The following is a 20,547-nucleotide window of genomic DNA, read 5'->3' on the forward strand; positions in this document are numbered from 1 at the left end:
CGATGGTAGGCCGCCTCGGGGGCGGCCCACCACGACATCCGTAACGAACTGTCCTACTTGATCTCGAGAAGCTGCGTGCCCTGCGTCACGGCGGCGCCGACTTCGACCGAAAGACCGGTGACGGTGCCCGCTTTGTGCGCGGTGACCGGGTTCTCCATCTTCATCGCCTCGAGGACGACGATCAGCTCGCCGGCCTCGACCGACTGACCCTCTTCGACGGCGACCTTGACGATGGTGCCCTGCATCGGCGCGGTGACGGCGTCACCACTCACCGCCGCCTTGCCACCACCGGCGCGCTTGCGCGGCTTCGCCTTGACGGCCGTGCCGCCGCCACCGCCGCCTTCGAGCGCGAACCCGCCGGGCAGCGACACCTCGAGGCGGCGCCCGCCGACCTCGACGACGACGTTGTGCCGGGGCTCCTCTTCGGGCGCATCGACGTCCGGCGCCACGAACGGCTCAATCCGGTTGTCGAACTCCGTCTCGATCCAGCGGGTGTGCACGCTGAAGCCGTTTTCGTCACCGATGAACGCCGGGTCGTCGACGATCACGCGGTCGAACGGCAGCACCGTGGCCATGCCCTCGACGACCATCTCGGCCAGGGCGCGGCGGCTGCGTTCGAGGGCGTTGTTGCGGTCCGAGCCGGTGACGATCAGCTTCGCCAGCATCGAGTCGAACTGGCCGCCGATCACGCTGCCGGACTCGACACCGGAGTCGACGCGGACGCCGGGGCCGCTCGGCGCGAGGAACTTCGTGACCGTGCCCGGCGCGGGCAGGAAGCCGCGGCCGGCGTCCTCGCCGTTGATGCGGAACTCGATCGAGTGACCGCGCGGCTCGGGGTCCTCGGTGATCCGGAGCTTCTCGCCGCGCGCGATGCGGAACATCTCGCGGACCAGGTCGAGGCCGGTGGTCTCCTCGGAGACCGGGTGCTCGACCTGCAGCCGCGTGTTGACCTCGAGGAAGGAGATGGTGCCGTCGGTGGCGACGAGGTACTCGACCGTGCCGGCGCCGTAGTAGCCGGCTTCCTTGCAGATCGCCTTCGCCGACTCGTGGATCCGGGCGCGCTGGTCGTCGGACAGGAAGGGCGCGGGCGCCTCTTCGACGAGCTTCTGGTGCCGCCGCTGCAGCGAGCAGTCGCGGGTGCCGACGACGATCGCGTTGCCGTGCTGATCGGCCAGCACCTGCGCCTCGACGTGACGCGGCTTGTCCAGGTAGCGCTCGACGAAGCACTCGCCGCGGCCGAACGCCGCGACGGCCTCGCGCGTGGCCGACTCGAACAGCTCCGGGATCTCTTCGCGGGTGCGCGCGACCTTGAGGCCGCGGCCACCGCCGCCGAACGCGGCCTTGATGGCCACCGGCAGGCCGTGCTCGTCGGCGAACGCGACGATCTCGCTCGCGTCCTTCGCCGGCTCCTTGGTGCCCGGCACCAGCGGCGCGCCCGCGCGCGTCGCGATGTGCCGCGCGGTGACCTTGTCGCCGAGGTCGCGGATGGCCTGCGGGCTCGGCCCGATCCAGGTCAGCCCGGCGTCGATGACCGCCTGGGCGAAGTCCGCGTTCTCGGAGAGGAAGCCGTAGCCCGGGTGCACGGAGTCGGCGCCGGAGTGCTTCGCCGCGTCGAGCAGCTTGTCGACGGACAGGTAGCTCTCGGCGGCCGTGGTGCCGCCCAGCGCGAAGGCCTCGTCGGCCAGGCGCACGTGCGGTGCGTCGCGGTCCGGATCGGCGTACACCGCGACACTGGCGAGGCCAGCGTCCTTGGCGGCTCTGATCACGCGTACCGCGATCTCGCCCCGGTTGGCGACCAGGATCTTGGTCACCGGACCACCGGTGGATTCGCCGACCTGCTCGGCCACCCCGCACCTCCTGCGTCCCGACAGCTGCATTGCTGACCGCTCACGCGGTACGGGGGAGTCTACGGACAGGACGGCACGAGTCTCCGGAGTGAGAGCTGAACCACGCTCAGACGAGCGTCGGGCTGTGGCGCAGGTCGTCCGGCAACGGCGAGTCGAGCACGATCACGTCGTACGGGTTCGCGGCGTGCACCTTCGGCAGGTGCTCGGTGCTGACCAGCACCCACGGCTGGTGCTCGCCGCAGCAGTCGATCAGCCGGTCCAGCGCGGTGAAGGCGACCAGCGCCGTCCGGCCGTCCGGCGTGCGGCGCAGCTCGATCGACGCGCCCTGGGCTTCGCGGCTGGCGGGGCCGGTGGGGAGGTACAGCGCGGGGGGAAGGCTGGGGTTCGTCACCCGGACAACATAACCGGACACTCTCCGCTGTTCATGCCCCCTTCGGGGCGTCCCCCTTTCGTGGGGTCGCGGTGAGGTGGTGCACCCCCGGGGGATTTCAGCCACACCCGCCGGGGCGCTGCCCACGCACGGTGGCGAAGCGGCTTACGCTCTGTCTTATGCGGACTTCGGCAGTGCGGACGCCTCGGTCGGCGCTGCTCACCGCCGTGCTGGCCGCGGTGATCACGCTCGGCGCGATCGGCGCCGTGTTCCTGCTGCGCCCGCGCCCGGACGCGCCGGCGGACACCGTCTCCGAGCCCGCGACCGGCACCGAGCCGCCCGCCGTGACCTGCGGCGGCGGCCCGTGCCGCCAGCTCGCGGCGATGACCGTCGGCGGGACGCCGGTGGTGCTGCTGACCGACGCGGCCGGCGGTTCGGCGCAGGTGCGCGTCGGCCCGGAGCCGGGCACCGTGTTCGACCTGTCGCTCGCGCAGCTGGGCGCCCGGCTCGACGCGAACTCGCTGACCTGCATCGACGGCGTGGCGCCGACGTGCCTGATCCGCGGCGACGTCGGGGACGACGGCACCGGCGCGTACGGCGAACTGCTCGTCCGCGGCGGCGGAGTGTGGCGCGACCCGGGCAAGCCGTACTTCGCCGACGCCGGGACGCTCACGCTCTACGACGTCACGGCCGACGGCCGCCCGGACGTGATCGTGGTCCGCCACGACTGCCCGGACGCGGCGTCGGGCACACCCGAGTGCCAGGCGTCGCCGGTGCTGGGCGAGGTGTACGACGTGACGGGCAAGTCGCTCGGCTGCACCCGGAAGGTGACCGCGCCGTCGGACCTGCGCGGCTGGCCGGCCGTCCGCCTCACCCGCGCCGACCTGCGCGCCTGCCCCTGAAACGCCGTGAAGGCCCCCTTCCCGGCTCTTATGGCCGGTAAGGAGGCCTTCACGGCTTTGCGGGGTTAAGCGTTGGCGGGCTCGGTCTGACGGGCGGTGGTGCCGTCGTCGCTGTGCTCCGGGTTGTCGGTCGGGGCGTTGAGGACCTCGTCGTCGAGGAGTCCTTCGCCGCGCGCCACGATCACCGGCACCGCGATCTGGCCGGCGACGTTCGTGGCGGTGCGCATCATGTCCATGATCGGGTTGACCGAGTAGATCAGCGCCAGGCCGACGGCCACCTGCTTGGCGTCGAGGCCGATGAACGACGTCGTCAGCGTGAACGCCGTCAGCCAGCCGGTGGTGCCGGCCGTCGCCAGCGCGCCGACCACCGCGACCACCACGATGCCGGCGTACTGCCAGAAGTTGAGCGACACCCCGGCCAGGTTCGCGACGAAGATCGCCGCGATCGCCGGGAAGACCGCCGCGCAGCCGTCCATCTTGGTGGCGCTGCCGAGCGGCGTCGCGAAGGCCGCGTACGCCGGCTGGACGCCGAGGTTCACCGCGGACTGGCGGGTCAGCGGCAGCGTCGCGGCCGAGGACTGCGAAGCGAACGCGAACTGGATCGCCGTGCCCGCCTTGGCGAAGAACTTCAGCGGGCTGACCTTCGCCACGAACCGCAGCAGGATCGGGTAGACGACGAACAGCACGAGCAGGCAGCCGACGTACACCGCGAGCGTCGTCGAGAACAGCGGGCGGAACAGGGCGTCGCCGTAGTTGGACACGGCCGCGCCGATCAGGCCGATGATGCCGAGCGGGGCGAGCCGGACGATCCAGCCGAGGTAGCGCTGGATGATCTCGAAGACGCTCGTCGTGAAGTCCACGAACGGCTTCGCGCGGTCGCCGAGGCTGTACGCGGCGGCGCCGATCACCAGCGCGAGGAACAGCACCTGCAGCGTCTCACCGTCCGAGAACGCCGAGAAGAAGTTCTCCGGCAGCAGGCCCTTGACGAACGCGCTCCACGAGCCCCAGCTGTCGACGCTCTTCGCGGCCCGGTCGGCGTTCTTCGCCGTCGCCTCGACACCGCCGAGGCCACCCGCGCCGGGGTCGAAGAGCCGGCCGACGGCGATGCCGATCAGCGACGCGATGAACGACGTGATCGCGAACCACAGCACCGTCTTGCCGCCCAGGCGCGCGGCCGTTCGGCCGCCGCCCAGCCCGCGCAGGCTGGTGATGCCGACCACGATCGCCGTGAAGACCAGCGGGATCACCGCGACCTGCAGCAGCGTGGTGAAGATGGTGCCGATCTGGTCGAGGAGATCGGTCAGCCAGCCGGCCTCGGTCTGCCGTGCGACGACGCCCAGGAGGGCGCCGACGACGAGCGAGCCGAGAACCGCGGCCGCGAACACCCGCGGTTTGGTGTATGTCCGTACGAAAGACACGGGGCGACTCCGGTGCTCGAAAGTTTCGGTCCTGCCTGGTGAGGACGACGTCAGGCCGAACCGAACTCTTCCAAATCACCCCATCGTGTGGCGTGTTTCTCAGGATGCGGGAGGCCGCCAGAGATCCACGACACTCACGCCGACCTCGGCCAGCAGGCGGCGCGTCAGCGGGAGGCTGAGGCCGATGACGCTGGTGTGGTCGCCGTCGAGGCCTTCGATGAACCACCCGCCCAGGCCGTCGATCGTGAACCCGCCGGCCACCCGCAGCGGCTCCCCGGTGCCGACGTAGGCGTCGATCTCCGCTTCGCTCGGCGTGCCGAACCGGACGGTCGTCGACATCGAGCCGGACGCCTCTTTCGCGCGCACGCCGCCGTCGAGCCGGATGACGGTGTGCCCGGTGAAGAGTTCACCGGTTGTCCCCGCCATCGCGGCCCAGCGCTGCCGCGCGATGTCCGGATCGCCCGGCTTGCCGACCATGGTGCCGTGGATGTTCAGCATCGAGTCGCAGGCGATCACGACGGCGTCCGGGTGCGCCGCGGCGACCTGGTCCAGCACCGCTTCGGCCTTGGCCGCGGCGAGCGCCATGACCAGCTCGGCGGGCGTCGGATCGGGCAAGGCCGCGGCGACGGCGTCCTCGTCGACGCCGGAGACGAACACGGCCGGGTCGAGACCGGCGGAGCGCAGGAGGGCGAGCCGGGCGGGGGACTGCGAGGCGAGGATGACCGAATGCACCCCCGGAACGTACCGGGGCGCCCGTCGTGACCGAATTGTGACCGGCGCCACACCTCGGGACGAGTTATTTTGTTGTGGCTCGCAACATATGCGCGGAGGTGGCTGATGACCGTGCGCGTGACGGACTCGCCCGCGACGTCGCGAGCGCCGTGGTGGGCGAAACGCCGGACCTCGAAGTCCCGGACGGCTCGCTCGTCGCCGGGCTCGGTGCCCGCGGCGTCGCCACCCGCGACGACCTGACCGACAGACCACCGCTCCCGCGGTCCGTGTGGGCCTCCGCTCCGGAACCCGACCTCCGGAACGGAGGCCCACACGGTTTCTCCCCCGGAACCGACCGGAGGCCGGCACCTTCCCCCGCGGGATGCCGGCCTCCGGACGTTCCGAGCCTCAGGCGGTCGCGGCGGTCGCGGCCTCGGCGGTCGCCGGGGCCGGGGTTTCTTGTGGTGGTGCCGGTGTCTCGGTCGCGAGTGGCCCGTTCGTGCCGCCCGGCTGCGTCGAGAAGGGGCCACTCGCGCCACCTGCGTCGCGAACGGCCCGCTCGTGTCCCGCTGTTCGCGTCGCGAACGGGCCGTTCGCGCTCGCCAGGCTGCGTTGCGAAAGGGCCATTCGCGCCACCGGCGGTGCGAATGGCCCGTTCGTGCTCCACTGGTGCGCCGCGAGTGGTCCGCCAGGGCAGCTGCTGTGAGCAGGTCGCGGCCCCGTTCGGTGCTGCTGACTTTGTCGCGAAGGGACCGTTCGTAACACCTGCGTCGCGAACGGCCCGTTCGTGTCCCGCTGCTCGTGTCGCGAACGGCCCGTTCGCAACCCGGAAACGTCCGGAGGCCGGCACCCCGCGGGATGCCGGCCTCCGGACGGACGTTCCGAGCCTCAGGCGGTCGCGGCTGTCTCGGCCTCGGCGGTCGCCGGGGCCGGGGTTTCCCAGCGCGGCTTGACCTTTCGCAGCATCGACGCCGAGATGACGCCCAGCAGCAGCACGCCCATCGGCAGCAGCATCGTCGCGCGGGCCGCGTCTGTCAGTCCACTGTGGACCGCTTCGGTGGCCAGCCGGCCGGCCTGTGCGGCGATCTCCGCCGGCAGTCCCGGCATCGGCGACGGGCCGCCCGACGAACCGAACTCGCCCGTGTTCGCCGCGGCCTTGGCGATGCCCTCCGCGAACGGTGCCCGGTACTGCTCCGGCAGCTGCGAAGCCGCCTTCGTGGCTTCGTCCGCGATGGACGAGCTCACCTGCGCCTGCAGCATCACGCCGATCGCGGCGCTGCCGAGCACGCCGCCCACCTGGCGCGACGTGTTGAAGATGCCCGACGCCGTGCCGGCCAGCCGCGGCTCGACCGAGCCCATCGTCATGTTGCTCATCGGCGAGAAGATGCAGCCGATGCCCAGGCCGCACACCAGCAGCGCCGGGACGAAGCTCCACGGGCTGCTGTCCGGCGACGCCTGCAGCGCGATGATCCCCAGCCCGGCCGCGAGCGCGGCGAGCCCGAACATCACCAGGTACTTGCCGTTGACCTTGTCCGACGCGCGCCCGACGAACGGCGCCGCGATCCCCGACAGCAGCGACATCGGCGCGGTCAGCAGGCCGGCCATGGTCGGGGTCAGCCCGAGCACCGACTGGATGTAGATGACCAGCGGCAGGAACATGCCGGTCATCGCGAAGCCGACGGTCGTCGCGGTGAGCGTCCCGGCCGAGAAGTTCCGGTTCGAGAACACCTGCAGCGGCAGGAGCGGCTCGCGCTTGTTGAACCGTTGCCACACCACGAAAGCCACCAGCAGCAGCACACCCGCGCCGATGATCTCGAACACGGTGATCCCGCCCCAGACCGTGCCCCAGTCGTACTGCTGGCCGTTCTGGACCCCGAACACGATCAGGAGCAGCGCCAGGCTCGAGAGCACGATGCCGACGACGTCGAACGCGTGCGAGTGCTTCGGCTGCCAGTCCGGCACCAGCAGCACCGTCAGGACGATGGCGATCACGCCGATCGGCACGTTGACGAAGAAGATCCACTCCCAGCCGAGGTGGTCCACCAGCACGCCGCCGAGCAGCGGGCCCGCGATCGTCGCCAGCCCGGCGACGCCGCCCCACATGCCCATCGCCGGGCCGCGCTTGGCCGGCGGGAACAGGTGCGTGATGAACGCCAGCGTCTGCGGCGTCATCAGCGCGGCGCCAAGACCCTGCACGGCGCGCGCGGCGATCAGCATCTCGACGTTGCCGGACAGGCCGCACCACAGCGACGCGCCGGTGAACACGACCAGGCCCGCGAGGAACACGCGTTTCGGGCCGAAGCGGTCGCCGAGGCGGCTGGTGAACAGCATCGGCACGGCGTAGGTGAGCAGGTAGACGCTGATCACCCAGACGACGGCGTTCAGCCCGGCGTTCAGCTCGCGCAGCATGGTCGGGATCGCGATCGACACGATGGTCGTGTCGAGCAGGATCATGAAGAAACCGAGGCACAGCGCGCTGAGCGCGGCCCAGGGGTTAGCTTGTCTTGCGTTCATCGTCGTCTTCCCTGGTGATGAGCGTGAGGTGGGGTGCGTCGCACTCCTGGAACGGGATCCGCCCGGAGCGCAGGTCGTCGCGGAGCCGTTCGGTCCACTCGAGCTCGAACTTGCGGTGGTCGCAGCTGTAGCGCCAATCCAGCCAGTAGATCTCCGGCGTCTGGTCCTCCACGAGGCTCCGCACGACGGCGTCGTCCGCGGCGACCGCGGCGCGCAGGTGCACCAGCCGGTTCTCGAGCTCGATGAGCGACGTCTCGCGCCCCAGTTCGTCGATCACGGCGAGCCCGGAGAGGTACGCGGGGAACTCCTGGGCGAGATCGCCCAGCAGTTCGCGGCCACGCTGGTTGAACACGTCGAGCCCGGTCGGCGTCATGCCGTAGACGGTCCGTTCGGGCCGCCGGCCGTCGCGCTGCGTGTCGACGACCTGGATGTAGTTGTCCCGCTGGAGGCGCTCCACGGTGTGGTAGAGCGAGCCCGCCTTCACGTTGACGCGGGTGCTCACGTACCGCTCACGCATGAGCTGGGCCATCTCGTACGGGTGCATGGGCTTCTCGTGCAGCAGTTCCAGCACGGCGAGGCCGAGGGGGGTCAGCTTGGCCGAAGCCATGATCGTTGGTCCCTCCGGGTGACTCCTGGTCGGTTATTCCACGTGGACTATACGGCGCAGACTATCCGGCAGTCCACGCCGATTTCTGTGACCGTGCGTACACGGTCCGAGAAGCTTCTGCCTGTACTATGGTACGGATAGACGTATTATAGTACGGGTACTGGAGAGGGTGCCGATGGAGCTGAGCAGGCCACTGGCCACGGTGACCCCGACGTTGGACGGCGACGTGCTCGCCGCCCTGGCCGGCTACGAGGGCACGTTCACGACCGGTCAGCTGCACCGGGTGCTGGGCGCGCATTCGGAGGAGGGGATCCGGAAAGTCCTGCGACGATTGGTGCTGCAGGGAATCGTGAGCGCGGACCGCGTCGGCAACGCGTTCGCCTACCGGTTCAACCGCGAGCACCTCGCCGCGGAGCACGTCATCGCGTTGGCGGGGCTGCGCGGGAAACTGCTCCAGCGCATCGAGGCCGCGCTGGACTCCTGGCGGCCGCAACCGAAGTACGGCGCGCTGTTCGGTTCGGCCGCGCGTGGTTCGATGACCGTCGAGAGCGACATCGACCTCGTGCTGATCCGACCGGACGACGTCGACGAAGATCGCTGGGCCCTTCAGGTCGGCGGTCTGGCTGCCGATGTTTCCCGCTGGACGGGTAATGACGCCCGGATCCTCGAATTCACCGTGACCGAGGTCGCCACCCGCGGCCGCGACGAGCCGGTGCTCGCCGACGTGCTGCGCGAGGGGCTCACCGTCGCCGGTCGTCACTCGTGGCTGGCCGGGCAGGTGCGCAAGGGAAAGAGCTGACGTGCGCACGAAGAGATGCACCCCGGAGATCCTCGGCGCTCTGCTGCGCCGGGTTGGGCGAACACGCCCAGGGGGAGAGCCACAATGACGCGGTGGAACTCCTGGCCGGGGTGGACAAGGATGCCGGCCGGGCGTTGCGGGCGCTCTTGGCGCTGAAGACGAAGGCGGGCTACAGCCACACCTCGGCCACGGTGGAGGAGTTCAAGCGGGCCGGTCGGAACGCTGAAGCCCTTGTGCTGCGTGCCCGTAAGCGGGGCTAGATCTCCGGGCCGGTGACGCCGTCCAGCTGCTCGCGGATGATGTCCGCCTGGCCGGCGTGGCGGGCCGTCTCCTCGATGACGTGCACGTAGATCCAGCGCAGCGTCACCTCGCCCAGGTTGTGGTGCACGCCCGTGTCGGACAGCTCGTGCGCGGCCGCTATGCGTCGTGAGATCTCGCACTGTGCGTCGTACTCCGCGAGGAGTGACTCGACCGTGTCTTCGTTCGTGGGGAAGAACTCGCCCGCCGGGCGGTCCGGGAGGTTCGGTTCGCCCGCCAGGACGCGCTGGAACCACGCCTGCTCCATCCAGCGCAGGTGCTTGAGCAACCCGCCGATCGACGTTCCGGTCGGCACCGGGCTGCGGCGGGCGTCCGCCTCGGACAGGCCCGCGACCTTCGCGCGGAAGATCGCCCGGTAGTTGTCGGCGAACGCCGAGAGCAGGGCGCGCTCGTCGGCGACACCCGCGCGCGCCGCCAGGTCCAGGTGGGGGTCGGTCATGCGCCCCACGTTAGCGGCTGGGGCAATCCGTTTAGTGGAAGTTCGTGGTAAGAACTATGTATAGTCAGTTCGTAGCACGAACTAACAACTGGGAGGAATCATGGTGCTCTTCGGCATCGGCGGCTCGACGGCGGTGACGTCGGCGCGAAGCACCCTGCGGCAGGCCGTCCTGGCGGATCGGGGTGGGCTCGACCTGTTCAGCGTCTCCGATCACCCCTACAACGCCGACCGCCTCGACGCCTACGCCGAGATCGGCGTCGTTCTCGGGCGCACCGAACGGATCTCCGGGCTGGTCAGCGTGACCAACCTGCCGACGCGGCCCGCGCCGATGCTCGCCAGGGCCGTCACCTCGCTGTCCGCGCTGAGCGGTGGGCGGCTCGTGCTCGGCATGGGCGTCGGCGGGCTCTGGGACGACATCGCGCGGCTCGGCGTGACCAAGCTCAGCCCGGGACAAGCCGTGCGCGCCTTCGAAGAGGGGATCCGGCTCGTCAAAGCGCTCGGCGGTGGCGGGGCACCGGTGACCTTCGACGGTGAGTTCTACCAGGTCACCAACCTGACGCCGGCGGAGGAAGCGATCCCGCCGGTGTGGACCGGCTCGGTCGGGCCGAAGTCCCTCGCCGTCACCGGGCGGGTCGCCGACGGGTGGATGCCCGGCCACGCCGCGGACTGGCTCAGCGAGCGCTACCGGACGTCGCGGCCGGTGATCGATCAGGCCGCGAAGGAAGCGGGCCGCGAGCCCGCGGACGTCGTCACCGTTTACAACTTCCCCGGGCGCATCACGGCCGAGCCGCTCACGAAGACCCGTGACGACGACGGCCGCTGGATCGGCGGTTCGCCGGCGCAGTGGGTCGAGGAGCTGACCGGTGCGGTGCTGGACCACGACGCGAAAGGCTTCGTGCTCTTCGGCCCGGGTGGTCGGCCGCCTGCCGACGACGACGTCGCGCGCTGGGCCGGGGAGATCGCGCCCGCCGTGCGCGAGGCGGTCGCGAAGTAGGGTGGCCAGATGGAGGCTCTCGGTGTGGTGGCCGGACTCGTGCGGTCGTCGTTCCTGGTGAACGCCGTCTACGCCGAGTCGGCGCGCGAGTACGGGCTCACCGTGCAGCAGGGGCAGTTGTTGTGCGTGCTGATGGCGCAGCCCTACGGCATGGGCGACCTCGGCGCGACGCTCGGCCTCGAGAAGTCCAGCCTCACCGGCCTCGTCGACCGCGCGGTCCGGCGCGGGCTCGTGCGCCGCGAGCCCGTCCCGGACGACCGCCGCGCGGTGCAGGTGGTCCTGACCGGCGAAGGCCGCGAACTGGCGGCGGACTTCTACGCGTCGACGTGCCGCCGGGTCGAGGAGCTCGCGAGCGGTCTGCCGCCCGCCGAACGCGATCTGCTGGCGACGTTGCTGGGGCGCGTGGTCCAGGACAACGAGGTCCCGACGGTGTTCCTCGACGTGCGCTGATCCCGACTTTCGTCGGGCCGTGGCGGGGGTACGTTGCCGGAAGTTCACCGGCCGGTCCGCCTGCCGCCGGGAGGACCTCTTCTCCGCTCGTCACCGTGATGTCACCGATGCCGTCCAGGTCCCCATCGCCGAGGAGCACCATGAAGCGCCTCATTCCGCTCGCTGTCGCCACGCTCGCCGCGGGTCTGCTGACCGCCGTTCCCGCGCACGCCGCCGTCACCCACCGGATCCTCTTCGACAACACCAAAGCCGAGACCGCCGGCAACGCCGACTGGATCGTCGGCACCTCGCAGCCCGACCCGGCCGGGCAGAACTCCTCGCCACAGAAGGAAAGCGACTGGACCGGCGCGCTCTCGGCGTGGGGCGTCGCACTGCAGAAGACCGGGCAGTACAGCCTGAAGACGCTGCCCGCGGGCAACACGATCACCTACGGCACGTCGAACGCGCTGGACCTCAAGAACTTCGACGAATTCGTGCTGCCGGAACCGAACGTCGTCCTGAGCACCGCCGAAAAGACGGCGATCATGAAGTTCGTGCAGAACGGCGGCGGCCTGTTCCTGATCTCCGACCACACCGGCAGCGACCGCAACAACGACGGCTGGGACTCGCCGAAGATCATCAACGACCTGCTGACGAACAACGGCGTCGACAACACCGATCCGTTCGGCTTTTCGGTCGACCTCAAGAACGTCGCCAGCGATCACCCGGTGGCCATCACCGATTCCTCGAACCCCGTGCTGAACGGCTCGTTCGGCGCGGTCAAGAAGAGCCTGATCGCCAACGGCACGACGTTCACCCTCAAGCCCGCCGACAACCCGAACGTCAAAGGTCTCACGTTCCTGAGCACGTCGTCTCCGGGCAACAGCAACGCTTTCTTCGTGACGAGCACCTTCGGCTCGGGCCGCGTCGCGATCTGGGGTGACAGCTCGACCATCGACGACGGCACCGGCCAGTCCGGCAACACGCTCTACAACGGCTGGAGCGACACCACGGCCGACAACGACGCGCTCGGCCTCAACGCGACGGCGTGGCTGGCGGGCAGCGGCACGACCACGCCGCCGCCGACCGGCTGCACCGCCGGCCAGCTGCTGGTCAACCCGGGCTTCGAGTCGGGCAACACCGGCTGGACGGCGTCGGCGAGCGTCATCGGCCAGCACGCCTCCAACGCGCCCGCGCGCAGCGGCTCGTGGAACGCCTGGCTCGACGGCTACGGCACCGCCCACACGGACACCCTGAGCCAGACCGTCACGCTGCCGACCGGCTGCTCGTCGTACACGTTCTCGTTCTGGCTCAGCATCAATACCGCCGAAACGGGCACGACGGCGTACGACAAGCTGACCGTCAAGGCGGGCAGCACAACGCTGGCGACGTACAGCAACCTCAACGCGGCCAGTGGGTACCAGCAGCGGACCTTCTCGCTGTCCGCGTTCGCGGGTCAGTCCGTGACGCTCGCCTTCAGCGGCGTCGAGGGCTCGCAGCTGCAGACGTCGTTCATCGTGGACGACACCGCGCTCAACGTCAGTTAGGCAGACCCGAGGCGCGCCAAGCGCCTTCGCCGGGGTGGTGCGGCCGACGCAGCGAAGTCGCGTGGTCGCCCCACCACGACGTCCGCGGCGTCGGCTTCCCGGGACCCCGGGCGGCCGACGCCGCGGCGACGACCGCCGTCAGCGCCGCCAGCTCGGCGTCGCTCGGGTTGCCCCGGACCACGCGCAGCAGGGGCCGCACCTCGTCGTTCACGGAGTCGTTCACCGAGTCGCTCACAGCGGGATGTTCCCGTGCTTCTTGGGCGGCAGCGACTCGCGTTTGTTGCGCAGCAACGACAACGCCCGCGCGACGTGCCCGCGCGTGTGCGCCGGCACGATCACCGAGTCGACGTAACCCCGCTCGGCCGCCGCGTACGGGTTGAGCAGCGTGTCCTCGTACTCCTGGAGCAGCTCGGCGCGCAGCTCGTCGACGTCCTTGCCCTCGTTCGCCGCGTTGGCCAGCGTCTTGCGGTGCACGATGTTCACCGCGCCCTGCCCGCCCATCACCGCGACCTGCGCGGTCGGCCAGGCGAGGTTGATGTCGGCGCCGAGGTGCTTGGAGCCCATGACGTCGTACGCGCCGCCGAACGCCTTGCGCGTGATGATCGTGACCAGCGGGACCGTGGCCTCCGCGTAGGCGTAGATCAGCTTCGCGCCGCGGCGGATGATGCCGTTCCACTCCTGCTCGGTGCCCGGCAGGAAACCCGGGACGTCGACGAAGGTGAGCACCGGGATGTTGAACGCGTCGCAGGTGCGGACGAACCGCGCGGCCTTCTCGGACGCGTCGATGTCGAGGCAGCCGGCGAACTGCGTCGGCTGGTTCGCCACGACGCCGATGCTCTGGCCGTCGACGCGGCCGAAGCCGACGATGATGTTCGGCGCGAACAGCTCGTGGACCTCGAGGAACTCGCCGTCGTCGACGACGCGGTTGATCACCTCGTGCATGTCGTACGGCGTGTTCGGCGAGTCCGGGATGAGCGTGTCGAGCTCGCGATCGGCGTCCGTGACGTCTTCGAAGAACCCTGCCGGCGCATCCGACGGCTCGAAGACGGGCGCGTCCGAGAGGTTGTTCTGCGGCAGGTAGGAGAGCAGTTCCTTGACGTAGGCGATGGCGTCCTCGTCGTCGGAACCGAGGTAGTGCGCGACGCCCGACTTCGTGTTGTGGGTGCGGCCGCCGCCGAGCTCCTCGAAGGTGACGTCCTCGCCGGTGACCGTCTTGACGACGTCCGGGCCGGTGATGAACATCTGCGACGTCTCGTCGACCATCACGACGAAGTCGGTCAGCGCGGGGGAGTAGACGTGCCCGCCCGCGTTCGCGCCCATGATCAGCGAGATCTGCGGGATGACGCCGGAGGCCTGCACGTTGCGGCGGAAGATCTCGCCGTAGAGGCCGAGCGAGACGACGCCCTCCTGGATGCGCGCGCCGCCGCCCTCGTTGATGCCGACGATCGGGCGGCCGGTCTTGATCGCCAGGTCCATCACCTTGACGATCTTCTCGCCGTACACCTCGCCGAGACTGCCGCCGAAGATCGTCACGTCCTGGCTGAACACGCACACCGGACGGCCGTCGACGGTCCCGTAACCGGTGACGACGCCGTCGCCGTACGGCCGGTTCTTCTCCTGGCCGAAGTTGGTCGAGCGGTGCCGGGCCAGCTCGTCGAGCTCCACGAACGAGTTCTCGTCCAGTAGCAGCTCGATCCGCTCGCGGGCGGTTTTCTTGCCCTTGGCGTGCTGCTTCTCCACCGCGCGGGCCGAGCCCGCGTGCACCGCCTCGTCGTACCGGCGGTACAGGTCGGCCAGCTTCCCGGCCGTGGTGTGGATGTCCGGTTCATCCTCGGGCGGCGTCCCGAGCGGCTCCGTCGCACTGCTCATGCCACGGGAGCTTAGCTACTTGCCGGTCACTTCGCGTGTGGCGTAGGCAACGTCCATGACCTTCCCGCTGATCCGGCTCCTGGGCCCCGCCGACCTGCCTGCCTGCGCCGACCTGGCCGCGGCCGTCGTCCTGGAGTCGTTCGATCGTGTGGCGTCGATCTCGACGGTGCTGGTCGCGCCCCGGTCCGAGCGGCGCGGCCTGGGCCGGGCGATCACCCGGCACCCCGGCTGGTCCTCGACGGCCGGCCGCTCCCCGGCGACCCCGCGATGAGGTTCGCCCCGTTCACCCGGGCGGTGGGCTGACCTACGCGGTGGCCGGGATCGGGTACTCCGGCAGCGTGATCGCCTCGGCCGGCGGCGTCATGAACTTGCCCGCCACGCCCGAGACCCGGCCGAGCAGCGGCGACGACGCCACGCGCACGGCGGTCCGGAACGCGGCGAGCTGCAGGCGGCTGCGCGGGTGGGCGATCTGCGGCGCCCCCGGCGGGAGCTGCTGCGCCTTCGCCACCAGCGGCCGCAGCACCTGTTCGTAGCGGGTGAAGGCGTCGCGCGGATCGTCGTGGCCGGCGAGCTCCCCGGCCAGGACGTACGCGCCGGCCAGCGCCAGGGTGGTGCCCATGCCGCTGACCGGAGACGCGCAGTAGGCGGCGTCGCCGAGCAGCGCGATCCGGCCGCGGCTCCACTTGGCCAGCTTCGCCTGGCCGATGTCCTCGAAGTACAGCGAGCCGTTGTCCAGTTCGGCGAGTACCCGCGGGGCCGCCCAGCCGACGTCGGCGAAGGTCGCCCGCAGGACCGCGGCGACGTCGTCGTGGCCGAGCGGGTCCAGGCCGCGGACGTCGGAGGTGAAGCTCAGCGACGCCTGGGTGGTGCCGAGGTTGTCCGGGCGCAGCGACAGCATTCGCCCGTGCCCGCAGGGCAGCACGCGCCACCGGTCGGTGTCGTCGCCGGTGCGCGGGATCGCGAGGAAAGCGTTGTAGAGGCCCAGTTCGTGGATCCGCGCGTCGGGCATGACCAGCGCCCGGCTGCGCGAGCGGAGGCCTTCGGCGAGGACGACGGCGTCGAACCGGCGGCGCGAACCCCGCTGGAACTCGACGTCGACGCCGGCGCCGTCGTCGTGCAGGGCGGTGATCTGGTCGCCGAAGACGTACTCGGCGTCGTCCTTGGAGTGGGTGTAGAGGATCTTGGCGAACTGGCCGCGCAGGATCTCCAGCTCGGCCGTGCCGCCGGAGGTGTCGTCGGTGCCGCCCGCGAAGGCGGCGATCGCGCGGCCGTGCTCGTCGACGAAGTCCGTGCCGGTCTCCCCGGTGTGGGCGGCGCGGACGGCGTCCTCCAGGCCCATCCGGCGGATGACCTGGCGCCCGACCCCGCGGACGTCGATGTTCTGGCCCTGCTCGCGCACGTGGTCGAAGCGCTCGACGACGGTCACCGCCCAGCCCGCCTTCGCGAGCCAGTGGGCGAGGGTGGGCCCGGCGATACTGGCCCCGGAAATCAGGATGCTGCGACTCAAGGTGTACCTCCCTCGACCCACCGTAGCCGTCAGGCGGTGCGGACGAGCCCCGACTCGTAGGCCGCGATCACCAGCTGGGCCCGGTCCCGCGCCGCGAGCTTGTGCAGCAGCCGGCCGATGTGGGTCTTCACCGTCGCGATGCCCAGGTGCAGCCGCGCGGCGATCTCGTCGTTCGACAGGCCGCGCGCGATCAGCGTCAGGACCTCCTGCTCGCGGGCCGTCACGCCGTCCAGCCGCGTCACCGGACCCGACGGCAGCCGCGCGAACTCCGCCACCAGCCGGCGGGTCACCGACGGCGCCAGCAGCGCGTCGCCGCCGGCGATGATCCCGATCGCCGCCAGCAGGTCCGCCGGGCGCGTGTCCTTGAGCAGGAAGCCGCTGGCGCCCGCGCGCAGGGCCGCGTAGACGTACTCGTCGAGGTCGAACGTCGTCAGCATCAGCACCCGCACCTCGGTTTCCGCGCAGATGCGGCGGGTCGCCTCGATGCCGTCCATCTCCGGCATCCGGACGTCCATCAGCACGACGTCCGGCTTTTCGTACCGGGCCAGGGCCACCGCCTCGACGCCGTCGGACGCCTCGCCGACCACCGTCAGCCCGGGCGCGCTGTCGACGAGAACGCGGAAACTGCCGCGCAGCAACGCCTGGTCGTCGGCGATGAGGACGCGGGTCACCGGGCCACGGCCGGTTCGTAGGGCAGGCGCGCGAAAACGCGGAAGCCGCGCTCGCCGGGACCGGCGCTGAACTCGCCGCCGTAGACGGCCACGCGCTCGCGCATCCCGATCAGGCCGTGGCCGGGTTCCGCGGTGCCGCCGCGGCCGTCGTCGCGGACTTCGATGCGTACCTCGCCGTCCTCACCGGTGACGCGGATCCGGCACGTCGTCGCGCCCGCGTGCTTGACGACGTTGGTCAGCGCCTCCTGCACGATCCGGTACACCGACTGCCCGACGCCGTTCGGCAGCTCGTCGAGGCCCTCGACGACCAGGTCGACGGCCGGGCCCGCCTGCTCGGCGCGGCCGGCGAGCGCGCGCAGGTCGGCGAGCGTCGGGGCGGGGGCCAGCGCCGGGACGCCGGTGCCGTCGCGCAGCACACCGAGCATCCGCCGCAGCTCGGCGAGACTCTCGCGGCTGGTCTCTTCGATGACGCGCAAGGCTTCCCGCGCTTCGCCGGGCTGGTCGAGGGCGACGTGGTTGCCGACGGCCGCCTTCACCGCGATCAGGCTCATGCTGTGCGCGACGACGTCGTGCATCTCGCGCGCGATCCGCAGCCGTTCCGCCGAAACCGCCTGCTCCCGTTCGCTGACGGCGTGTTCCCGGCGGGCGCGCACGGTGAGGCCGAACGCGTACCCGGCGATCAGCGCCCCCGCGCCGATGTTCACCGCCTGCGACACGCTCGGCGTCGGCAGCGCGAACGGGAGCCCGCCGACCACGGCCAGCCCGGCCACGAATCCGATGCGGACGATCCGGTTGTCCAGCCGGATCACGACGATGTAGAGCGCGCACGCCGCACCCACGACGGCGATCCCGAGCACCGGCCCGCCGATCGGGACGGCCGCCGCCGTCAGCACCAGGGAGCCGCCGTAGGTGACCCGCGGCCACCACCGGCGCGTGACGATCGGGACCACGCTGGAGACGAGGATCGTCCAGCCGAGCCAGGCGGGCAGCCAAGCCGGCAGCGCCCACGCCCCGGCGGCGAGGTTGCCGCCGGCGCCGAGCCCCAGCAGGACCGCCGCCAGGACGTCCAAGACCGTCCGAAATCGCATGAACCGACGGTAATGCGGCCGCCCGTGCCGCGCGTCAACCCTGAGTCGGACGCTCCGCGTAGTGCTTGCGCACGGCCTCGACGCGCTCGGCCGGCCAGTCCGGCAGCTCGACGCCGTGGGTGGCGGCGAACAGCTTGTCGAGCTGCTCGTGCCGCCGGGCCAGCTGCGCGGCGACGTCGGTTTCGGGGGCCTCCGTGAACTCGACGCGGGTGCCTTCGAGCGGGTCGTGGACGACGTGCCAGCCGGGCTCGCCGGGCAGCAGCGCGCGGACCTCGTCGACGGGCTTCCAGACGAGGTCGCGGCGGAAGCGGATCGTGCCGTCTTCGAGGACCTCGCCGTCGCCGAGGCCGAAGTCGTCCACATAGGACGCCATCGGGGCGTGCCAGTCCGCCGGCGGCTCGTGCTTCTCACCGGCGAGGCGGGCTTCGAGGGTGTCGAGGCAGACGTCCCAGCCCGCGGCCGTGCGGCCCGCGGCGAGCTTCGCGATCGCCGGGTCGCCGCGGCCGAAGGTGTGCGTGAACTCCAGGAGGCTGCCGTCGCCGTCCGGGGAGATCAGCCAGCGCAGGGTGTCGTCGTTCCAGGTGAAGGTGAACTCGCGCGGCGGGTCGACGGTGCGGACCTGGCCCGTGGTGACGTCGTCCGCGCTCGGGAAGGTGAACCGGATCGCGCCGCCGTCGCGCAGGTCGACGTCGACGGCGACCGGGAACCAGTGCGCCAGCTCGGCCGGGTCGGTGATGGCGTGCCAGACCTTTTCCGGCGCGTGCTCCAGGCGGCGTTCCAGCCGGAGCGCGGGGCGGTCGTCGACGGTCTGCAGCTTCGCGGGCACGGCGTCCTCCTGGTAGGTTGCCTGTGCCGGTATATAACCACTGCGGAATATGAGGGTCAAGCGCCGCGGACGGCAGAGACCGCCGTGGCCAGCTCCGGGTCGCTCGCGGCCTTGTCGAGCGCGGTGCGCAGGACGTCGCCGTAGGTCGGCTCGGTCTCAGCGTGGCGCTTGCGGCCGGCGTCGGTGATCACCGAGTAGACGCCGCGGCGGTCGTCTTCGCACAGGTCTCGGACGGTCAGTCCGGCGTCTTCGAGGCGCGCGCACATCCGGCTGACCGAGCTCTGGTTGAGCCCGATCGCCTCGGCGAGCTCCTGCATCCGCAGCTCGCCCTTCGGGCTCGTGGCCAGCTTGCCGAGCGCGCGGTACTCGGACAGGCCGAGCCCGTGGCGGCGGTGCAGCGCCTTGCCCAGCTCCTGCTCGATGCGGGCGTGCAGCACCAGAACCCGGCTCCAGGCCTGTTCGTCGACGGTCATCTCGCGACCTCCTCTTGACTTCAGGATACCTGTAGGGACACTCTTTATATGTACATGCAAGTAACTGGAGGGACCTGATCATGAGCGACCGCAGCTTCCTGTTCCTGGTCGGCGCCGCGCGAGCCGGGGGCAACACGGAGATGCTGGCCCGGCGGGCCGCGAAGGAGCTGCCGCAGGACGCGGACCAGCGCTGGATCCGGCTGCCCGAGGTGCCGCTGGCGCCGTTCGAGGATCGCCGTCACGGCGCCGGCGAACACCCGGAGCCCGGTGCGAACGAGCAGCTGCTGATGGACGCGACCTTCGCCGCGACGGACATCGTGATCGTGTCGCCGGTGTACTGGTACTCGGTCGCGGCGAGCGTGAAGCTGTACCTCGACTACTGGTCCGGCTGGATGCGCCTGCCGGTCGAGTTCAAACCGCGGATGCGCGGGAAGTCGTTGTGGGGCGTGAGCGCCCTGAGCGAGACGGCGCGCGAGGCCCAGCCGCTGATCGGCACCCTCGAGCTGTGCGCGGAGTACCTGGGCATGAACTGGGGCGGTGTCCTGCTGGGCAACGGCAGCCGCCCGGGCGACGTCCTGCTGGACGACGCGGCCATGACGGCCGCGTCGACCTTCTTCACCGGCGCGGACCTGGTCACCGCCTAAGCCAGGACGTCCTTCGTGAGCAGGCGCAGGCCGTGGATCAGGTCGGCGCCCGAGGGGGCGTGGTCCGGGTCGGCGAGCCACTGCAGCACCACGCCCGAAAGCAGGGCCTGGTGCACGGTGCCGACGGCCCGGGCCTCGGGGCTGCCGTCGTCGAGGCCCTGGAAGAGGTTCGCCAGCCCGAAGCGGGCCAGTTCGAGCGCCTTCGCCAGCTGCGCGCGGACGGCCGGGTCGAGATCCGGCTGCGTGTAGGCCTCGAACGTCATCGCCCACATCCGCCGGTGCGCGGGGAGCGACTCGATCACCCGCTGCCAGATCAGCTCGAAGCGCTCGGCCGGCGACGCGTCCGGCGGCGTCTCGACCTGCAGGGTCTTCGCCAGCGTGTCGCCCCACTCCGCGTTCGCCTCGATCAGCGCGGTGTTGAGCAGCGCCTCGCGGGAGCCGAAGTGGTAGCCGATCGCGGCCATGCTGACGTTCGCCGCCGAGGCCAGGTCCCGCACGCTCGTGCGGGCGTAGCCCTTCTCGTTGAGACAGCGCTTCGCGCCCGCCAGCAGTGCGTCCTTGTTGCCCATGTCCC

The 20,547-nt window shown here is 70.9% G+C and carries 24 protein-coding genes; 9 read left to right on the forward strand and 15 right to left on the reverse strand.

Features of this window, described 5'->3' with window-relative positions; all coding sequences use genetic code 11:
- Positions 1-53 precede the first annotated feature (53 nt).
- On the reverse strand, positions 54-1,847 hold the full coding sequence (locus tag MUY22_RS17105; RefSeq protein ID WP_247060849.1) for an acetyl/propionyl/methylcrotonyl-CoA carboxylase subunit alpha: 1,794 nt from the start codon (positions 1,845-1,847) through the stop codon (positions 54-56).
- 106 nt (positions 1,848-1,953) lie between these two features.
- The gene (locus MUY22_RS17110) at positions 1,954-2,238 is read right to left on the reverse strand and encodes an SAV_915 family protein (RefSeq protein WP_247060851.1); all 285 of its coding nucleotides are present in this window, start codon (positions 2,236-2,238) and stop codon (positions 1,954-1,956) included.
- A gap of 158 nt (positions 2,239-2,396) precedes the next feature.
- Here MUY22_RS17110 and MUY22_RS17115 point away from each other — a divergent pair, with 158 nt between their 5' ends.
- Positions 2,397-3,119 (forward strand): hypothetical protein, encoded by a 723-nt coding sequence (locus tag MUY22_RS17115; protein ID WP_247060853.1) that lies wholly within the window; start codon positions 2,397-2,399, stop codon positions 3,117-3,119.
- A 65-nt stretch (positions 3,120-3,184) separates the two neighbouring features.
- On the opposite strand, the gene MUY22_RS17120 is transcribed toward MUY22_RS17115, so the two are convergent.
- Together MUY22_RS17120 and MUY22_RS17125 are read right to left on the reverse strand one after the other, a co-directional pair.
- On the reverse strand, positions 3,185-4,537 hold the full coding sequence (locus MUY22_RS17120) for a dicarboxylate/amino acid:cation symporter (RefSeq protein ID WP_247060855.1): 1,353 nt from the start codon (positions 4,535-4,537) through the stop codon (positions 3,185-3,187).
- A 99-nt stretch (positions 4,538-4,636) separates the two neighbouring features.
- Positions 4,637-5,269 carry a nucleoside triphosphate pyrophosphatase gene (locus tag MUY22_RS17125; protein ID WP_247060857.1) on the reverse strand — a complete coding sequence of 211 codons (633 nt, stop codon included), beginning with the start codon at positions 5,267-5,269 and terminating at the stop codon, positions 4,637-4,639.
- Positions 5,270-5,374: 105 nt separating this feature from the next.
- Between MUY22_RS17125 and MUY22_RS49470 the strand changes: the two genes are divergently transcribed.
- Entirely contained in the window at positions 5,375-5,509 is a 135-nt protein-coding gene (locus MUY22_RS49470; RefSeq protein ID WP_256475964.1) for a hypothetical protein, read from the forward strand.
- Positions 5,510-6,136: 627 nt separating this feature from the next.
- On the opposite strand, the gene MUY22_RS17130 is transcribed toward MUY22_RS49470, so the two are convergent.
- Together MUY22_RS17130 and MUY22_RS17135 are read right to left on the reverse strand one after the other, a co-directional pair.
- Complete coding sequence (locus MUY22_RS17130; RefSeq protein WP_247060858.1) at positions 6,137-7,762, reverse strand: DHA2 family efflux MFS transporter permease subunit; 1,626 nt, start codon at positions 7,760-7,762, stop codon at positions 6,137-6,139.
- Positions 7,743-8,369 (reverse strand): PadR family transcriptional regulator, encoded by a 627-nt coding sequence (locus MUY22_RS17135; protein ID WP_247060859.1) that lies wholly within the window; start codon positions 8,367-8,369, stop codon positions 7,743-7,745. Before MUY22_RS17135 ends, MUY22_RS17130 begins: the two co-directional genes overlap by 20 nt.
- 175 nt (positions 8,370-8,544) lie before the next feature.
- Here MUY22_RS17135 and MUY22_RS17140 point away from each other — a divergent pair, with 175 nt between their 5' ends.
- Together MUY22_RS17140 and MUY22_RS17145 are read left to right on the forward strand one after the other, a co-directional pair.
- A complete protein-coding gene (locus tag MUY22_RS17140; protein WP_247063945.1) occupies positions 8,545-9,168 on the forward strand; it encodes a nucleotidyltransferase domain-containing protein in 624 nt (207 codons plus the stop codon).
- A gap of 92 nt (positions 9,169-9,260) precedes the next feature.
- Positions 9,261-9,428: a hypothetical protein gene (locus tag MUY22_RS17145; protein ID WP_247060860.1), complete on the forward strand. Its 168-nt coding sequence runs from the start codon at positions 9,261-9,263 to the stop codon at positions 9,426-9,428.
- Here the strand turns inward: MUY22_RS17145 and MUY22_RS17150 are convergent.
- Entirely contained in the window at positions 9,425-9,925 is a 501-nt protein-coding gene (locus MUY22_RS17150; protein WP_247060861.1) for a DinB family protein, read from the reverse strand. The two genes, MUY22_RS17145 and MUY22_RS17150, sit on opposite strands and share 4 nt — an antisense overlap.
- Positions 9,926-10,025: 100 nt before the next feature.
- Between MUY22_RS17150 and MUY22_RS17155 the strand changes: the two genes are divergently transcribed.
- From MUY22_RS17155 to MUY22_RS17165, 3 genes are all read left to right on the forward strand, one after another.
- Positions 10,026-10,919 carry an LLM class flavin-dependent oxidoreductase gene (locus MUY22_RS17155; RefSeq protein WP_247060862.1) on the forward strand — a complete coding sequence of 298 codons (894 nt, stop codon included), beginning with the start codon at positions 10,026-10,028 and terminating at the stop codon, positions 10,917-10,919.
- A 9-nt stretch (positions 10,920-10,928) separates the two neighbouring features.
- Positions 10,929-11,369 carry a MarR family winged helix-turn-helix transcriptional regulator gene (locus MUY22_RS17160; protein WP_247060863.1) on the forward strand — a complete coding sequence of 147 codons (441 nt, stop codon included), beginning with the start codon at positions 10,929-10,931 and terminating at the stop codon, positions 11,367-11,369.
- A 140-nt stretch (positions 11,370-11,509) separates the two neighbouring features.
- On the forward strand, positions 11,510-12,895 hold the full coding sequence (locus MUY22_RS17165; RefSeq protein WP_247060864.1) for a hypothetical protein: 1,386 nt from the start codon (positions 11,510-11,512) through the stop codon (positions 12,893-12,895).
- Here MUY22_RS17165 and MUY22_RS17170 read toward each other — a convergent pair.
- The gene (locus MUY22_RS17170) at positions 12,888-13,130 is read right to left on the reverse strand and encodes an acyl-CoA carboxylase subunit epsilon (protein ID WP_247060866.1); all 243 of its coding nucleotides are present in this window, start codon (positions 13,128-13,130) and stop codon (positions 12,888-12,890) included. The genes MUY22_RS17165 and MUY22_RS17170 overlap by 8 nt on opposite strands.
- Positions 13,127-14,764, reverse strand: coding sequence for an acyl-CoA carboxylase subunit beta (locus tag MUY22_RS17175; protein WP_247060868.1), 1,638 nt, complete (start codon positions 14,762-14,764; stop codon positions 13,127-13,129). Before MUY22_RS17175 ends, MUY22_RS17170 begins: the two co-directional genes overlap by 4 nt.
- A 55-nt stretch (positions 14,765-14,819) precedes the next feature.
- Between MUY22_RS17175 and MUY22_RS17180 the strand changes: the two genes are divergently transcribed.
- A complete protein-coding gene (locus MUY22_RS17180) occupies positions 14,820-15,035 on the forward strand; it encodes a hypothetical protein (protein ID WP_247060870.1) in 216 nt (71 codons plus the stop codon).
- Positions 15,036-15,068: 33 nt separating this feature from the next.
- Here the strand turns inward: MUY22_RS17180 and MUY22_RS17185 are convergent, their stop codons facing one another.
- Genes MUY22_RS17185 through MUY22_RS17205 form a run of 5 tightly spaced genes read right to left on the reverse strand, consistent with a single transcriptional unit; the run spans position 15,069 to position 19,329 of the window.
- On the reverse strand, positions 15,069-16,271 hold the full coding sequence (locus MUY22_RS17185) for an FAD-dependent monooxygenase (RefSeq protein WP_247060872.1): 1,203 nt from the start codon (positions 16,269-16,271) through the stop codon (positions 15,069-15,071).
- A gap of 29 nt (positions 16,272-16,300) precedes the next feature.
- Positions 16,301-16,942, reverse strand: coding sequence for a response regulator transcription factor (locus MUY22_RS17190; RefSeq protein WP_247060874.1), 642 nt, complete (start codon positions 16,940-16,942; stop codon positions 16,301-16,303).
- A complete protein-coding gene (locus MUY22_RS17195) occupies positions 16,939-18,030 on the reverse strand; it encodes a sensor histidine kinase (RefSeq protein WP_247060876.1) in 1,092 nt (363 codons plus the stop codon). Before MUY22_RS17195 ends, MUY22_RS17190 begins: the two co-directional genes overlap by 4 nt.
- A 34-nt stretch (positions 18,031-18,064) precedes the next feature.
- The gene (locus MUY22_RS17200) at positions 18,065-18,856 is read right to left on the reverse strand and encodes an SRPBCC family protein (RefSeq protein WP_247060878.1); all 792 of its coding nucleotides are present in this window, start codon (positions 18,854-18,856) and stop codon (positions 18,065-18,067) included.
- A 56-nt stretch (positions 18,857-18,912) separates the two neighbouring features.
- Positions 18,913-19,329, reverse strand: a complete 417-nt coding sequence (locus MUY22_RS17205; protein ID WP_247060880.1) for a MarR family winged helix-turn-helix transcriptional regulator — start codon at positions 19,327-19,329, stop codon at positions 18,913-18,915.
- 80 nt (positions 19,330-19,409) lie between these two features.
- On the opposite strand from MUY22_RS17205, the gene MUY22_RS17210 reads away from it, so the two are divergent.
- Positions 19,410-19,973 (forward strand): flavodoxin family protein, encoded by a 564-nt coding sequence (locus MUY22_RS17210; protein ID WP_247060882.1) that lies wholly within the window; start codon positions 19,410-19,412, stop codon positions 19,971-19,973.
- On the opposite strand, the gene MUY22_RS17215 is transcribed toward MUY22_RS17210, so the two are convergent.
- Positions 19,970-20,542, reverse strand: a complete 573-nt coding sequence (locus MUY22_RS17215; protein WP_247060884.1) for a TetR/AcrR family transcriptional regulator — start codon at positions 20,540-20,542, stop codon at positions 19,970-19,972. The two genes, MUY22_RS17210 and MUY22_RS17215, sit on opposite strands and share 4 nt — an antisense overlap.
- Between the last annotated feature and the right edge of the window lie 5 nt (positions 20,543-20,547).

Source organism: Amycolatopsis sp. WQ 127309, from assembly GCF_023023025.1.
In the GTDB taxonomy this organism is placed as follows: domain Bacteria; phylum Actinomycetota; class Actinomycetes; order Mycobacteriales; family Pseudonocardiaceae; genus Amycolatopsis.